We start from the raw sequence: 15,644 nt of genomic DNA, 5'->3' as shown, positions 1-15,644 counted from the left end.
AGCGCACTTAAGCATGCCGGTAGTCAATCTGGTTAATATACCAATACGCCTCACCGGCGGGTGTTCGGATGACTACCTCGTCTCCGATGGTTTTTTTCAGTAGACCTCTGGCCATCGGTGAGTCGATAGAGATGTAATCCTTACGTTCAAAAATCTCATCGTAGCCCACAATGCGAAAACGTTTAACGTCACCCGCATCATTCTCAATCTCAACCCATGCACCGAAGAAGACCTTACCCTCTTGCTCTGGGGCATAATGTACAACCCCTAACTCATCAATACATTTACGTAGATAGCGAACCCGACGGTCGATCTCCCTTAAACGCTTTTTATTATATTGATAGTCCGCATTTTCACTACGATCACCCAAGCTTGCCGCCCAAGTCACTTTTTGCGTCACCTCTGGGCGCTCTGTACGCCACAAATAATCGAGTTCGGCTTTCAGCTTATCATAGCCTTCCGGTGTGATTAATCGTGCTTTCATCTACCAACATACCCTCGCCATCGCTGATCTACTCACAATAAACAATCTCTATGTTTGCTACGCTACCTGAAACGGCATGGGGCCCCATCGCGCGCCCAGCAGAGAGTGTTATCAACTGCAAAAGTTAATTAACCGCCGTTAGCATGTTATCCACAGCAGGGATAACCTGAGGTCGATTAAATCACGCTATTTGAGCAACGGGCCTAACGAAGATGGCGGTAATTGATCCAACGGTAGCGTCCGATATTTTTGCAATAATCGTCTTTTATCATTCAACTCGGGGGGCATCACCGTCAGCTCGATCAGATTAAGATAACGATCGACCATTTTCAGCCGCCCTTCTCGCCGCTCATGATCATCTCGCGCGGTTTCCAAAAACAGCTGAGCCAAATTCAATACCGCCGCGTGATTATTAAAATCAAAATCAACCGCCGCACCAAATGATTTAATCGCTAAACCCAGTTTGCCTGACAAGTAATGCTTAATCCCCAGACGATTGGCTTTATCGCTCATATCAGGGTTGAGCTGTTTAACCTCAGCATCTTCCTGATGAGCAATAGGCTGAGCTTTCTCCAGCACCGGCAGCGCTTCGCCCGACATCACTAGCTGTTCACGATCAAGATCAATTGGGTTTTCCAACTCACGATTAATTAATTTCGCATCACGCAGGAAGCGCTCTTTCTCTTGATCATCCCCTAAATCTTCGGCTAACTGACTGCGAATCAAAAAAGCCCGCACCTCCGCTTGTCGGTCTGCAGGAAACTGTTTGCGCGCATTAATCAGCAGACCATCGATTTCACGATCAATCTGTTCACGGGTAGCGACATCACTGCTTTTTACTTCCATCCGCCGCAGGTTGGCCAACTTAAGATACGGCTCGGCCGAACGATAACAACTATGTTGCCCCAATGAGATGGAGCGTCGATAGGCGCCTTTGGCTAAATCTAGCGCTTGTGTCTGAACCGCTACACGGCCTAACTCCATCTGCCGAGGGACGGCCAAAGGCGCACGAGTCGTCGCTTCTTTCAGCGTTTCCCGTGCCTGAACCAGATCCCCCATTTTCTCATGCACCACCGCTAACAGATCATACGCGGCGATCAATAAGGGGTTATCGGTAATCAGTTCTTGCAGCAGTTGCTCTGCCGCGCTGAGATCATCCAAACCACAGTATGCCCTGCACAGATACAGCCCCGCTTCTTTATCTCTCGACTGCCAATAAATACTATCCAGCAGCTCGCGAGCCTTCTCATACTCACCTAAATCAAGCAGTAAGCTGCCACGCACTTTTTGCAGATGATTATATTCAGGATGTTGTCGATCAATCAGCGCTTCACAAATCTGCAAAGCTTGATATTTGGCGTCCGACTCAATCGCCAAATCGACAGGACGTAGCGCCTGCTTACGTCGCATAATTTGATCGAGTCGATATTTCAGTTCTTCAATCGAAAAAGGCTTGCTAATCAAATCATCGGGGTGACTATCGATCGCATGGAGAACCACTTCTTGAGAGGAATCACTCGTCATACAGACCCACGCGGCACTGGGTTTAATGTAGCCACGAAAGCGAGCCTCTTCCAATATCTGTATTCCCGTGACACTATCACTGGCATTATGACCCAGCAGAATGATATCAAAATCACTTTGAGCGATAAGCGGGATAACCTTTTTATTAATGGTCACCGCTTTCACATTGTTAATACCCAACTCACGCAACATATAATAAATTGTTGCACGCATATTTCCGCTACTATCGATTAACAGAACATGCTTTTCTGAATAATCAATTTGGCTACCAGTTGAATTATTGCGGACAGCGACCACGACTTACCTTGTATAAAAAAAGAGTTGAATCAAGTATAAAAGCCACGTCGCTATGGAGGAAGGAAAAACACACAAAAAAGGGATCTGTTTTCGTCAGACAAAAAAAAAGCACCGAGCGTAGGGTGAAACACGCGGTGCCAAATACAGTTCTATGCTGTGACAAACATAGTATAGACTTCCATCCAGAGAGTTACTGACCTAGGTCAACGCTCACTCAGGTTAGTATTTATTACCTACAACTTTTGACTAAGCGCTGCCGCAGTGTTATTCCAGTAAACTTACTATAAATAAAAGAATCTGATCTGCTATGACTACCGCATTTATTACTCATCATGACCACGGGCTGCACAATATGGGGCCGGAACATCCCGACAGTCCTATCCGCCTGCTAGCCATTCAGAAAGTGCTACAGAAAACCGGATTGATTGAGCAGCTTAGGCAGATGGAATCGGTCCATGTCACTCCTGAACAGATCCAACTGGCACATGCCAATCTGCATCAAAAGCGCCTAGAAATGAAGCTACCAACGGAGGGCGTTTTCTATGCCGATGACGATACCGCGCTCTGTCCCGATTCACTACATGCCGCCAGCCTGGCGGCCGGATCAGCCATCTTAGCCACCAATCAGGTACTCGCCGAAAAAGTCGATAATGCCTTCTGTGCCGTGCGTCCGCCTGGCCATCATGCCGAACACAATGCCGCCATGGGGTTTTGCTTTTTCAATAATGTCGCTATCGGGGCCATGCATGCGTTGTTACAACCCAATGTCAATCGCGTTGCCATTGTCGATTTCGATGTCCATCACTGTAATGGCACGGTGGATATCTTCAAAGACAAGCCCGAAGTACTGGTGTGTTCTACCTTCCAACACCCCTATTACCCCGAACGCTATTGCAATATTCAACGTGATAACATCATTAATTGCCCGATTGAAGCGCATACTCGAGCCGCGGTGTTCCGTGATAAATTAGAAAAAATATGGCTACCTGCCATTCAAAAACATAAACCCGATATTCTATTTATCTCAGCAGGCTTCGATGCTCATCATGAAGACCCGATGGCCGACCTTAATCTCACAGAAGAAGATTACCGCTGGGCAACTCAACTACTAGTGGATGCCGCCCGCACCACCTGCGGTGGCCGTGTCGTATCGGTGTTAGAGGGAGGCTATAATCCAGTTGCCCTCGCCTTTAGCGTACAGGCGCATATCGAAGTGCTGGCGGGGTATTAAGGGCAGCAGCTATATAGCCATAGGGAAAACTAACAAAACCGCCTGAAGGCGGTTTTGTTAATCTAACAGCAACAAAAAAGGCCACCCATCATAGGCAGCCTTTTTTACTTTCGCAGCACTTAGCCGACGAACTTGATCATCACACCCGCGGCAACCGCAGAGCCAATAACCCCAGCGACGTTAGGTCCCATCGCATGCATCAACAGGAAGTTCTGTGAATTAGATTCCAGACCCAACTTGTTAGAAACACGTGCAGCCATCGGCACCGCCGATACACCCGCAGAACCAATCAATGGATTGATAGCATTACCACCCGCCATCTTATTCATTACCTTCGCCATCAGTACACCACATGCCGTACCGATACCAAATGCAACCACACCCAATACCAAAATACCTAACGTTTGAATATCTAGGAATTTATCCGCTGAGAGTTTAGAGCCAACTGATAGCCCCAAGAAGATAGTGACAATGTTAATCAGTGCATTCTGAGCGGTATCGCTCAAACGATCCACCACACCACACTCACGCATCAGGTTACCAAAACAGAACATACCCAGCAGCGGCGCCGCATCAGGCAGCAGTAACGCCACCAAAATCAGCAATACAATCGGGAACATGATCTTTTCAGTCTTAGGCACATGACGCAACTGAACCATCGAAATCTTACGTTCAGCTTCCGACGTCAGCGCCCGCATGATAGGCGGCTGAATCATGGGTACCAACGCCATATACGAATATGCCGCTACCGCGATAGCACCTAAGAGATCAGGGGCTAACAAAGACGCCACATAGATCGCCGTCGGACCATCCGCACCACCAATAATACCGATAGCCGCCGCATCTTGAATGGTAAAGTCCATCAAGCCTAGCGTGGTCAGACCCACCGCGCCGAGTACGGTTGCAAAGATACCAAACTGAGCAGCAGCACCTAAAAACAGTGTCTTAGGATTAGCCAACAACGGACCAAAGTCCGTCATCGCACCAACGCCCATAAAGATCAGCAGAGGCGCAACACCCGATGCAATCGCAACGGAGTAGAAGTTATACATCATGCCGTTGTGGAAGCCATGATCATTAGCTGCATAAACCGCTGCCGTATGCGTTGCTGCATCAGCCACGTTATAAGCATGCTTAATCGCTTCTGGTTCGGTACTACTGATATTCAATGCTGCCGCCAAGTTTTGCAACATTTCTGGGCCACCCAAGTGGATAGCGTTCTCAACCGCCGAGAAGGCAAGACCCGCTTCTGGGATGTTGGCCATAATGCCACCGAAACCGATCGGTACTAACAACAGAGGCTCGAAGTTCTTGCGGATCGCAAGAAACAACAACAGAAGGCCGATCAGAATCATAAAGACCTGACCTGACGATATATTATATATCCCTGACGCGTGCCAGAGATCCATTAGCTTATCCATTTAGAATCCGCCCTTACACCAGAGTCAGCAGACTGTCACCAACCTGAACTGTGTCGCCTTCTTTAACATCGATGCTAGAAACAGAACCGGCACGCGCTGCGCGGATCTCAGTTTCCATTTTCATCGCTTCCAAAATAACCAGCACATCGCCCTCTTGTACAGACTGACCCGGAGAAACAATCACCTTCCAGATATTGCCCGCTAGCGGCGCAGGCACCGATTCAGCAGGACCTGCCGGTGTTGCAGCAGCAACAGGTGCCGCAGCCGATGCTGCCGGAGCAGCAGCGGTAATATCACCACCTTCAGAAACCTGAACAACGTAGTTCTGACCGTTAACATTAATCGTGTAAGTCTGTGGACCAGTATTCTTAGGTGCAGCCATTGCTAGGGCGTCCTCTAATGTAGGTGCGGGTTCAAATGCGTCAGGGTTACCGCGATTTTCCAGGAATTTAAGACCAATTTGTGGGAACAGAGCGTAAGTCAGAACGTCATCAATGGTGTTCTCACCAGCGGCAAGGGTAATGCCCTTTTCAGTCGCCAGCGCTTGCAGTTCAGCCACCAACTTATCCATTTCAGGCTCAAGCAGATCGGCAGGACGACAGGTAATCGCTTCTCCGCCATCCAATACGCGTGCTTGCAATTCAGCGTTGTAAGGTGCTGGCGCAGCGCCATATTCACCTTTAAGAACACCCTGAACTTCTTTAGAAATGGTTTTATAGCGTTCGCCCATCAAGACGTTGATCACTGCCTGAGTACCGACAATCTGAGAGGTCGGCGTAACCAGTGGAATCAGACCCAAATCTTCTCGAACGCGTGGAATTTCAGCTAACACTTCATCAAACTTATCCGAAGCACCCTGCTCACGCAGCTGGCTTTCCATATTTGTTAACATGCCACCCGGTACTTGAGCAACCAAGATACGGGAATCGGTTCCACGTAAAGAGCCTTCAAATTTTGCGTACTTTTTCCGAACTTCACGGAAATAAGCCGCAATCTCTTCCAGCTGAGAGAGGTCCAGCCCTGTATCGCGGTCAGTACCCGCCAACGCAGCAACAACAGACTCCGTTGCCGTATGACCATAAGTCATCGACATCGAGGAGATCGCTGTATCAACCCGATCAATACCCGCTTCAACCGCTTTCAAAATGGTCATATCAGACAGACCGGAGGTCGCATGGGCATGCAACTGAACTTCTAGATCGGTTTGTGCTTTCAGACGAGAAACCAGATCGAAGGCATCATAAGGCGTCAGGATACCAGACATATCCTTAATCGCGATCGACTCAGCCCCCATATCTTCTAGCGTCTTAGCAAACTCAACCCACATATCCGTGGTGTGAACAACACTCTTCGTATAAGAGAGTGTGCCTTGAGCATGCATACCGCTATTTTTAACCGCTTTAATAGCGGTTTCAAAATTACGTGGATCATTCATCGCATCGAAGATACGGAATACATCAACACCGTTGGTGGCAGCACGCTCAACAAACTTACTGACAACATCATCGGCATAGTGACGATAGCCCAACAGGTTCTGACCACGCAGCAACATCTGTTGTTTAGTATTGGGCATCGCTTTTTTCAATTCGCGGATACGATCCCAAGGATCTTCACCAATATAACGGATACAGGAATCAAACGTCGCTCCACCCCAGCTTTCTAGGGACCAGAAACCAACTTTATCCAGTTTCTCAGCGATTGGCAGCATATCATCAATGCGCATGCGGGTAGCAAACAGAGACTGATGCCCGTCCCGAAGTACGACATCGGTAATGCCAAGAGGTTTTTTATCAGACATGGATATAGGCCTTTTGTCGATTAATGCTCTTTAAATAAATTATTGATTTCAGCTATAGATTCAGTGCTTACGGTACTGATGTACAGCGGCCGTCATAACGGCAATGAGTTCATCACCCTCCGACGCGGGTGCTGCAGCGACTGCCGTATTTTGCTTAACAGGCTGAGGCGGGGCCTCAGGCGCAACCTTTGCAATCAGCTTAGACATAAAGCCTGTCGCAAAAACCAATAAGGTTAGGAATACGAAAACGAATCCCATACCAAAGACCATCAAACTCAGGCCTTCTGACATTAGATTATCCATCTAACGGGTGCTCCTTCTTTGTACGAAACCCATATGTCCGTTGCTAGCTTGTGGCCGTAGACTCTCAGCATCGAGAACCCAACTGCAACAGAACAGATGAACAGTTAATAAACGGTCATCAATTAAACCTGAATAATGCTTATCAGGCAACCACTTAAAGAAGAATTCATTGATAAAAAGTGCTGCCAACGTCTGTAAATAAACTACAAAAAACAGCTAAAATCTGTCATTTCGCACAACTTAACGCACCTGCACAAAACCTCCTTTTACGCCTCTGGACGATAGACTTTAACGTTAAGATAACCCTTATCTTGCAGGTTCTGAGCATGCATCTGACTCATCACACCCTTATCACAGTACAATAGATATTCACTACCCTGATCAAGTTCTTGAAATTTTGTTTCAAGATCAAAGAACGGAATCGTCAACACTTCAGCCTTAGGCATATTCAATGGCTTACGTTCTTGTTCGCGACTATGACGAATATCAATAATTTTTTGATTTTCACCGACCCGAGTTAACGCCTCGATGGTTGTATGCACATTAATGTCTTCAACAATCTTATCAATTGAGATCACCTGCGTATTTTCCAATGCCGCAGCCAACACATCGTCATCAAAATTAGCCTCTTCTTCTTCAATCCGCTCAAGCTTCGCATTGGTGGTCGGACGATCAGAAATCACACCACAGTATTCTGGAATATTCTTGGCAAAATCATAAGCACCAATAGTCTTGGTAATATCGATAATATCTTGCTTATCCATGGTCACCAACGGCCGCACAATCAACTTAGAGGTAACCGAATCAATCACCTGTAAATTTACCAATGTCTGACTCGACACCTGGGCGATGCTTTCACCCGTGACCAGTGCCGGTAGCTGCATGCGATCGGCGACTTTTTCTGCCGCGCGCATCATCATCCGCTTTAAAACCACGCCCATATGGGTGTGATGAACATTCTGCAGTATCTCCCCCACCACCTCATCGAACGGTACCGAGATAAATTTCACTCGCGAAGCGCTGCCATACTTCTGCCACAGATGCAGTGCAATCTGCTTGACGCCAATTTCATGAGCTCGACCGCCCAAGTTAAAAAATAGAAAATGGGTTTTACTGCCACGGCGCATCGTCATATAACTGGCTACCACAGAATCGAAGCCTCCAGAAATCAACGATACAACAGCCTCCTGCGTGCCCAGAGGGTAACCGCCAAGCCCCTTATGCTGATGTGAAATCAAGAATAAGTGCTCATCACGAATCTCTAGTTTCACCGTGACTTCCGGATCATGTAAATCTACCCCCTTCGTCTCACAGTGCTGTAATAAGCCTCCGCCAATGTAACGCTCAAGATCAACCGATTTGAATGCATGCTTACCCGCCCGCTTCACGCGAACAACAAACGACTTACCTTTAACCTGTTCAGCATAGACCGCCTTGGTCACCTGAAAGACATCTTCAAACTCACCCAGCGGATATTGATCAACCTCAAGAATATGCTGAATGCCCGGCGTACAGGTCATTAATTCAATCGCTTGCGCTCTTAATTCGGCATCGGCGGAAGGTAACTCCACTTCAACGCGATCCCATAATCCCCGCACCTTAATATCATTATTAATACGTTTCAGTGTGACTTGCAGGTTAGATTGCAAACGCTGAATAAAGCGCTTACGCACCGGTTTGCTCTTAATGGTGATTTCAGGGAAGAGTTTGACAATAAATTTCATGAGTTACATCTGCACAGGATTAGAAGGCCGGCTATTATACATTGCTAGCAAGAGGGGACAAAATTCATACAACGACGCTAACGGATAACACCCAAAAATAGCGCAACACGGCATTGTTAGAACAGAGGGCATCGTACAACAGCGCTGACCAATAGGTAGTGATGCTCAGTTAATCAACACACCTGGCCCTATTCAGAATAGAGATCAGCCATGCCTAAGACGAACACAGGGTTCGTAACTAACAAGCTTAAATGTGGAATCGTTGAGATCGAAACAAGAAGGTAAAACTCGCAGAGGATGAAACAATATTAGCTGGTGCGCCCGGCACGATTCGAACGTGCGACCGCCTGGTTCGTAGCCAGGTACTCTATCCAGCTGAGCTACGGGCGCGTACAGGTAATATAAAGCAGGTCAAACAATCAAGCAGATGAAACTACACATATTTTTAGGTGGTGCGCCCGGCACGATTCGAACGTGCGACCGCCTGGTTCGTAGCCAGGTACTCTATCCAGCTGAGCTACGGGCGCTTACCTAAAAATTGTCTTTCCATTTAAAAAAACCACATTCAACAATCATTATTAACGATATGAAGAGTGGTGCGCCCGGCACGATTCGAACGTGCGACCGCCTGGTTCGTAGCCAGGTACTCTATCCAGCTGAGCTACGGGCGCTAAATGGCGGTGAGAGAGGGATTCGAACCCTCGATAGAGTTTCCCCTATACGCCCTTAGCAGGGGCGCGCCTTCAGCCACTCGGCCATCTCACCTTAAGACGGCGCGTATAATACAAGATTCATTTTAAAATGCAAAGGGTTAAACACAAAAAAGAGCAATTATTCACTGTCTTGCTCTTTTTCTTTTTGAATCCGCTGATAAATCTCTTCACGGTGAACGGAAACGTCTTTCGGCGCATTAACACCGATGCGAACTTGATTTCCTTTAACACCTAACACGGTAACAGTAACGTCATCACCAACCATTAAAGTTTCGCCAACACGACGAGTAAGAATAAGCATAATAAATCTCCTTATGTAACAAACAAGTACTACAGTCCTGACCTCTCCTGTTTGCGTTATTGCGAAACAATGGGCTGCCGCAGGGTGACCTTGCATTAAACACTATATGTATACAACAGTAGCCTAATAACTAAGCCACTGTTACTAAAATTACTCACTAACGGTATCAGCAGCGTCCAGATCGAAAGCCGAGTGCAAACCACGCACTGCCAGCTCTAAATATTTTTCAGCAATAACAACAGACACCTTAATTTCAGAGGTTGAGATCATCTGAATATTAATATTGTCATCCGCTAATGTATCAAACATCTTACTCGCGACGCCGGAATGAGAACGCATACCCACGCCCACAATAGACACCTTAGCAATCTTATTGTTCCCAATAACCTCTCGAGCTCCCAACTCATCCTTAACTTTCTGAAGGATCTCTTGAGCCATCGCGAAATCGTTACGATGCACGGTGAAGGTAAAATCAGTTGAATTATCAGCCGCGACATTCTGAAGAATCATATCAACTTCAATATTCGCACGACTAATAGGCCCCAGAATACGAGAAGCAACACCTGGAATATCTGGCACACCCAGAACGGTTAGTTTCGCTTCATCGCGGTTAAATGCAATACCTGAGATGACCGGTTTTTCCACTGTACTGTCTTCCTCTGTTGTTATAAGTGTACCTGAGCCATCCTGAAAGCTATGCAGAACCCTTAGTGGCACATTATATTTACCCGCAAATTCGACGGCTCGAATCTGCAGCACCTTTGACCCAAGGCTGGCCATTTCCAGCATCTCTTCAAAGGTGATCTTATCCATACGTCGCGCGCCTTCCACAACCCTTGGGTCTGTTGTGTATACGCCATCGACATCCGTATAGATTTGACACTCGTCCGCTTTTAACGCGGCGGCTAGCGCAACCCCCGTGGTATCGGAGCCTCCACGCCCTAACGTGGTGATATTACCGTCAGGATCAACCCCCTGAAAACCGGCGACAACAACGACTCGGCCTTGCTGTAAGTCAGCACGCATGCCATCAACTTCAATATCCTGAATACGTGCTTTCATATGCACATCATCAGTGAGAATCTTAACCTGCCCACCCGTATAGGAACGCGCACTAACGCCTCGTGCTTCTAGCGCCATACATAACAGCGCAATCGTCACCTGCTCACCGGTAGACACCAGTACATCCATCTCACGAGGAGTAGGCTTGTCCTGCATCTCTTTTGCTAGACCAATCAAACGGTTGGTCTCACCGCTCATAGCGGAAACCACCACCACAATATCATGCCCAGCTTCACGGAACCCTTTAACCTTATCGGCTACCCCTTGAATACGCTCAACGGTACCGACCGAGGTTCCTCCATACTTCTGTACATATAGGGCCATACTTATCTATTCCCTTTATCAGCCTCACGGCCATCATCATTACAAATAGTCTTCAACCAACGATTGCACTGTTTCCAGCACCTTGGGGAGCGCGTCAGTATCGGTGCCACCACCCTGAGCAAAATCAGGACGACCACCACCCTTGCCACCTAACGCAGCGGTCAGGTTACGCACCAGATCACCCGCTTTCACTTGCTTGGTTAAATCCTTCGTCACGCCAGCGGCTAAGCTCACTTTACCGTCAGCAACCGTTGCCAGAACAACAACCCCGCTACCCAGCTTATTCTTTAACTGATCAATCGTGTCACGCAGCGCTTTAGGATCGACACCGTCAAGTTGCTCTGCCAGCACCTTAATCCCTTTCACGTTCACCGCATTACCCAGCAGATCGGCACCTTTGGCTGCCGCCAACTGAGTCTTCATCTGCTCAACTACTTTTTCCAGTTGACGGGTCTTATCTACCTGCTCTTGCAGCTTGGCTTCTAATTGCTCCGCTGAGGCATTGATATAAGCCAGCGCCTTAGCACCGGTTAGCGCTTCAATTCGACGCACACCCGCAGCAATCCCCCCTTCTGAGGTGATTTTTAGCAGTGCGATATCGCCAGTACGATTAGCATGCGTTCCACCACAGAGCTCAACGGAAAAACCGTCCCCCATGGTCAACACTCGCACGGTATCTTCATACTTCTCACCAAACAGAGCCGCAGCTCCCGTTTGTTTTGCCGTTTCAAGATCCATAATATCGGTTTGAACGACACTATTGAGACGGATTTGCTCATTACAAATTTGTTCGATTTGCTGTAACTCTGCCGGCTTGACAGCCTCAAAGTGGGAGAAATCAAATCGTAGTCGCTCAGCATCGCAGAGCGATCCTTTTTGCTGTACATGATCGCCCAACACTTGCCGCAATGCTTCATGCAGAATGTGAGTTGCCGAATGATTGACCGCGGTGGCACGACGCTTAGCCGCATTCACCTGCGGCATCACCGTATCACCCACCGCTAAACATCCCTGAGTCAACACCCCGTGATGCAGATGATTTTTAGCCTCTTTGGTACAATCATCGACGCGGAATTCAACAGCCGCTGCCGTTAGCACACCGGTATCACCCACTTGACCGCCCGACTCACCATAAAATGGCGTCTGATCCAGCACCACCATGCCGTTATCACCAGCGTTTAACTGTTCAACCGCGACCCCATTACAGAACAGCGCTACCACCTTGGCAGCCCCCTCCAATTGAGTATAACCGGTAAATTCAGTCTGACCTTCAAGCTGCAGCGTAGCGTTATAATCGACATTAAACTTGCCCGCGGCACGGGCGCGATTACGCTGTTCTTCCATCGCGCGATCGAAACCATCCATATCAACCGTGAATTGATGTTCACGCGCAACATCAGCCGTCAGATCGACCGGAAAACCGTAGGTATCATAGAGTTTAAACACCGTCTCTCCCGGTATTTCCGTCCCCGTTAGAGTCGCAATAACCTCTTCTAACAAACGCAAGCCATGATCCAGCGTCTTAGCAAACTGCTCTTCTTCTTTTAACAGAACTCGTTCGACTTGAGCCTGCTTTTGTTGTAGCTCAGGGTAAGCATCGCCCATTTCATGGGTTAGCGCGGCAACCAGTGTATGGAAAAAGGCCCCTGTAGCACCCAACTTATTACCATGACGCACCGCTCGACGGATAATCCGACGCAACACATAACCTGCGCCTTCATTCGAAGGAATAACATCATCACAAATCAAGAAAGCACAGCTACGAATATGATCCGCAATAACGCGCAACGACTGAGTATCGGTTTCTTGACAGCCAACCGCTACCGAAGCCGCCTTTAACAAATTCTGAAACAGATCAATTTCATAGTTTGAATGCACGCCTTGCAAGACAGCCGCAATACGTTCAAGCCCCATACCCGTATCAACCGAAGGCTTAGGCAGCGGCGCCATTACCCCATCAGCAGAACGATTAAACTGCATAAATACTAGATTCCAGATTTCGATATAACGATCTCCGTCCTCCTCAGGGCTTCCAGGAGGTCCGCCCCACACATCGGCACCGTGATCATAAAAGATCTCACTCGATGGACCACAAGGGCCGGTATCACCCATCGACCAGAAGTTATCTTCATCCAGCTTTGAGAAGCGCTCTGGATCGATCCCCATCTCATCTTTCCAGATCTTTTCCGCTTCATCATCTGAGATATGCACGGTGACCCAGAGTTTCTCTTTCGGCAGTTCCAGAACCTCTGTTAGAAAGTGCCAAGCAAACTGAATCGCCTCACGCTTAAAGTAATCGCCAAAGCTAAAATTACCCAACATTTCAAAAAAGGTATGGTGACGCGCCGTATAACCAACATTATCCAGATCATTATGCTTACCGCCGGCACGAACACAGCGTTGACTAGTGGTGGCGCGACTATAAGCACGTTTATCACTACCGAGGAACACATCTTTAAACTGCACCATACCAGCATTGGTAAACATCAGGGTTGGGTCATTCGCTGGAATCAGTGAACTACTTTCTACAATTTCATGCCCCTGAGACTGGAAATATCCCAGAAAGGCCTGACGCAGTTCAGCACTTGTCATATTTTTCATGGATTTAATCGCTCGCAATACCTAACCGTTACCATCACTGTTTCCGATACAAATCAGAAGCTTAGAAACAGACGTAAAAAACACTCTAAAAATGGCGAAGTAGTATATAACGAGACGCTTAAATCTACGAATTTTTTTATTTCAACGCGTTTTTAGCCGGAAAATCATGGCCGCGGCTTAAGCCGGACGACCCATCATTATTCGTTTGTAGTAGCAGACTCTATCGCAAAGTTTATCTGCGCCGCATTAAAGCCTCTTTGTGACATAAAACGCATCCTTTTGGCTTTCTCTTTATAATCATTAGCCGCCAAGATGGCTAGATATTTACGCCGATATAGATCCGCCGCCAAATCGAACCAATCGATATCCGCCGCTTCAAAGGTACTTAAGATTAACTCGTTATCGACCCCTTTGCGTTGCAACTCGAAGCGAATTTTAATCAATCCTTGCCCTTGCCCTACTCGCATACGCACAAAACTTTCAGCAAAACGTTGATCAGACTGATATCCCTTGTCGCTTAGTTCATCAAGCACTGCTTCGAGATCGATCGATTCACATCGTGCTGATAACTTATTCCGCAACTCCTGACGCGAATGTTCACGTCGAGCTAATAAGCCAATAGCCGCGTTTTTTGCCTCAGACTGAGTCTCGTACATTCGACCTCCCTCTCAATACAGTTGATTAACAGCCACTAAAAAAGGAGCCAAACGGCTCCTTTATTTAATAGTTGATGCTTAAATCTGACCCATCGTTATAGATCTAACTGAGGTTCAGCTTCTTTTTTATCGTCTTTATCTTTTGCTGCCGGCACGGCCAACAGTTTTTCACGAATAGCCGTTTCAACCTCAACGGCGATCTCAGGATGTTCTTCTAGGTATTTTGCTGCATTAGCTTTACCCTGACCAATCTTGGTGCCTTGATAAGCATACCAAGCGCCAGACTTATCCACGAAGCCTTGTTTAACCCCCAGATCTATCACCTCACCCATATGATAGATGCCGCGGCCATACATAATCTGAAATTCAGCTTCACGGAACGGCGGCGATACCTTATTTTTAACCACCTTAACGCGCGTTTCGTTACCGACGATTTCATCACCCTGCTTCACCGCGCCGATCCGACGGATATCCAAACGTACAGATGCATAAAACTTAAGCGCATTACCACCGGTTGTGGTTTCCGGTGAACCAAACATAACACCAATTTTCATACGGATCTGGTTAATAAAAATAACCAACGTATTGGCACTCTTAACATTACCGGTCAGTTTACGCAGCGCCTGAGACATCAAACGAGCCTGTAGACCCATATGGGAATCACCCATTTCGCCTTCAATCTCAGCCTTAGGTGTCAATGCAGCAACCGAGTCAACAACTAACACATCCACCGCATTAGAACGCACTAGCATATCGGTAATTTCTAATGCCTGCTCTCCGGTATCAGGCTGCGACACCAACATGTCATCGACATTCACACCCAGTTTTTCGGCATAACCCGGATCTAACGCATGCTCTGCATCGATAAAGGCACAGGTTTTACCCATTTTCTGCGCTTCGGCGATCACCTGTAGCGTTAGCGTCGTCTTACCTGATGATTCCGGCCCATAGATTTCAACAATACGCCCCGTTGGTAACCCACCAATGCCGAGTGCAATATCTAGCCCCAGCGAACCTGTCGAGATGGCAGGAATCGCTTCCCGAGGATGATCCCCCATCTTCATCACCGCACCTTTACCAAATTGACGTTCAATCTGACTCAGGGCAGCATCAAGTGCTTTCTGTCTATTTGCATCCATTATAATGACCTATCTCTGCAGCGCAGTTAAAATACTGTATGTTTGACCAGCATTATTATCATTGCC

The 15,644-nt window shown here is 47.5% G+C and carries 12 protein-coding genes and 4 tRNA genes; 1 reads left to right on the top strand and 15 read right to left on the bottom strand.

Features of this window, described 5'->3' with window-relative positions; genetic code table 11:
* Window positions 1-7 precede the first annotated feature (7 nt).
* Both greB and Q4488_RS04645 read right to left on the bottom strand, forming a co-directional pair.
* Entirely contained in the window at window positions 8-484 is a 477-nt protein-coding gene (gene greB / locus Q4488_RS04650) for a transcription elongation factor GreB (protein WP_303579293.1), read from the bottom strand.
* Window positions 485-670: 186 nt separating this feature from the next.
* The gene (locus Q4488_RS04645) at window positions 671-2,305 is read right to left on the bottom strand and encodes a response regulator (RefSeq protein ID WP_303579292.1); all 1,635 of its coding nucleotides are present in this window, start codon (window positions 2,303-2,305) and stop codon (window positions 671-673) included.
* 307 nt (window positions 2,306-2,612) lie between these two features.
* Here Q4488_RS04645 and Q4488_RS04640 point away from each other — a divergent pair, with 307 nt between their 5' ends.
* Window positions 2,613-3,536, top strand: a complete 924-nt coding sequence (locus Q4488_RS04640; RefSeq protein ID WP_303579291.1) for a histone deacetylase family protein — start codon at window positions 2,613-2,615, stop codon at window positions 3,534-3,536.
* A 119-nt stretch (window positions 3,537-3,655) separates the two neighbouring features.
* Here the strand turns inward: Q4488_RS04640 and Q4488_RS04635 are convergent, their stop codons facing one another.
* From Q4488_RS04635 to recA, 13 genes are all read right to left on the bottom strand, one after another.
* Window positions 3,656-4,957 carry a sodium ion-translocating decarboxylase subunit beta gene (locus Q4488_RS04635; protein ID WP_303579290.1) on the bottom strand — a complete coding sequence of 434 codons (1,302 nt, stop codon included), beginning with the start codon at window positions 4,955-4,957 and terminating at the stop codon, window positions 3,656-3,658.
* A gap of 13 nt (window positions 4,958-4,970) precedes the next feature.
* Complete coding sequence (oadA, locus tag Q4488_RS04630) at window positions 4,971-6,755, bottom strand: sodium-extruding oxaloacetate decarboxylase subunit alpha (protein ID WP_303579289.1); 1,785 nt, start codon at window positions 6,753-6,755, stop codon at window positions 4,971-4,973.
* 60 nt (window positions 6,756-6,815) lie between these two features.
* A complete protein-coding gene (locus Q4488_RS04625; protein WP_303579288.1) occupies window positions 6,816-7,058 on the bottom strand; it encodes an OadG family protein in 243 nt (80 codons plus the stop codon).
* A 266-nt stretch (window positions 7,059-7,324) separates the two neighbouring features.
* Window positions 7,325-8,782: a tRNA uracil 4-sulfurtransferase ThiI gene (thiI, locus tag Q4488_RS04620; protein WP_303579287.1), complete on the bottom strand. Its 1,458-nt coding sequence runs from the start codon at window positions 8,780-8,782 to the stop codon at window positions 7,325-7,327.
* Window positions 8,783-9,095: 313 nt separating this feature from the next.
* Window positions 9,096-9,172 (bottom strand) — tRNA-Arg (locus Q4488_RS04615).
* A gap of 60 nt (window positions 9,173-9,232) precedes the next feature.
* A tRNA-Arg gene (locus Q4488_RS04610) sits at window positions 9,233-9,309 on the bottom strand.
* 67 nt (window positions 9,310-9,376) lie between these two features.
* Window positions 9,377-9,453, bottom strand: a tRNA-Arg gene (locus Q4488_RS04605).
* 4 nt (window positions 9,454-9,457) lie between these two features.
* Window positions 9,458-9,547 (bottom strand) — tRNA-Ser (locus Q4488_RS04600).
* 66 nt (window positions 9,548-9,613) lie between these two features.
* Window positions 9,614-9,796 carry a carbon storage regulator CsrA gene (gene csrA / locus Q4488_RS04595; protein WP_019620695.1) on the bottom strand — a complete coding sequence of 61 codons (183 nt, stop codon included), beginning with the start codon at window positions 9,794-9,796 and terminating at the stop codon, window positions 9,614-9,616.
* A gap of 150 nt (window positions 9,797-9,946) precedes the next feature.
* Window positions 9,947-11,182 (bottom strand): aspartate kinase, encoded by a 1,236-nt coding sequence (locus Q4488_RS04590; protein WP_303579286.1) that lies wholly within the window; start codon window positions 11,180-11,182, stop codon window positions 9,947-9,949.
* Window positions 11,183-11,221: 39 nt separating this feature from the next.
* On the bottom strand, window positions 11,222-13,774 hold the full coding sequence (gene alaS / locus Q4488_RS04585; RefSeq protein WP_303579353.1) for an alanine--tRNA ligase: 2,553 nt from the start codon (window positions 13,772-13,774) through the stop codon (window positions 11,222-11,224).
* Between the two features lie 206 nt (window positions 13,775-13,980).
* The gene (locus tag Q4488_RS04580) at window positions 13,981-14,439 is read right to left on the bottom strand and encodes a regulatory protein RecX (RefSeq protein ID WP_303579285.1); all 459 of its coding nucleotides are present in this window, start codon (window positions 14,437-14,439) and stop codon (window positions 13,981-13,983) included.
* A gap of 95 nt (window positions 14,440-14,534) precedes the next feature.
* Complete coding sequence (gene recA / locus Q4488_RS04575; protein WP_303579284.1) at window positions 14,535-15,578, bottom strand: recombinase RecA; 1,044 nt, start codon at window positions 15,576-15,578, stop codon at window positions 14,535-14,537.
* Window positions 15,579-15,644: the final 66 nt, after the last annotated feature.

This window comes from Amphritea sp. 1_MG-2023, assembly GCF_030547545.1.
Taxonomy (GTDB): domain Bacteria; phylum Pseudomonadota; class Gammaproteobacteria; order Pseudomonadales; family Balneatricaceae; genus Amphritea.
Note: the sequence above shows the minus strand (reverse complement) of the source record. Positions and strands in the feature narration are given on the sequence as shown.

What these genes read in the sequence shown, in the direction of transcription:
- greB (WP_303579293.1), bottom strand. Translation starts at nt 484, where the DNA reads ATGAAAGCACGATTAATCACACCGGAAGGCTATGATAAGCTGAAAGCC.
- Q4488_RS04640 (WP_303579291.1), top strand. Translation starts at nt 2,613, where the DNA reads ATGACTACCGCATTTATTACTCATCATGACCACGGGCTGCACAATATG.
- Q4488_RS04635 (WP_303579290.1), bottom strand. Translation starts at nt 4,957, where the DNA reads ATGGATAAGCTAATGGATCTCTGGCACGCGTCAGGGATATATAATATA.
- oadA (WP_303579289.1), bottom strand. Translation starts at nt 6,755, where the DNA reads ATGTCTGATAAAAAACCTCTTGGCATTACCGATGTCGTACTTCGGGAC.
- Q4488_RS04625 (WP_303579288.1), bottom strand. Translation starts at nt 7,058, where the DNA reads ATGGATAATCTAATGTCAGAAGGCCTGAGTTTGATGGTCTTTGGTATG.
- thiI (WP_303579287.1), bottom strand. Translation starts at nt 8,782, where the DNA reads ATGAAATTTATTGTCAAACTCTTCCCTGAAATCACCATTAAGAGCAAA.
- csrA (WP_019620695.1), bottom strand. Translation starts at nt 9,796, where the DNA reads ATGCTTATTCTTACTCGTCGTGTTGGCGAAACTTTAATGGTTGGTGAT.
- Q4488_RS04590 (WP_303579286.1), bottom strand. Translation starts at nt 11,182, where the DNA reads ATGGCCCTATATGTACAGAAGTATGGAGGAACCTCGGTCGGTACCGTT.
- alaS (WP_303579353.1), bottom strand. Translation starts at nt 13,774, where the DNA reads ATGACAAGTGCTGAACTGCGTCAGGCCTTTCTGGGATATTTCCAGTCT.
- Q4488_RS04580 (WP_303579285.1), bottom strand. Translation starts at nt 14,439, where the DNA reads ATGTACGAGACTCAGTCTGAGGCAAAAAACGCGGCTATTGGCTTATTA.
- recA (WP_303579284.1), bottom strand. Translation starts at nt 15,578, where the DNA reads ATGGATGCAAATAGACAGAAAGCACTTGATGCTGCCCTGAGTCAGATT.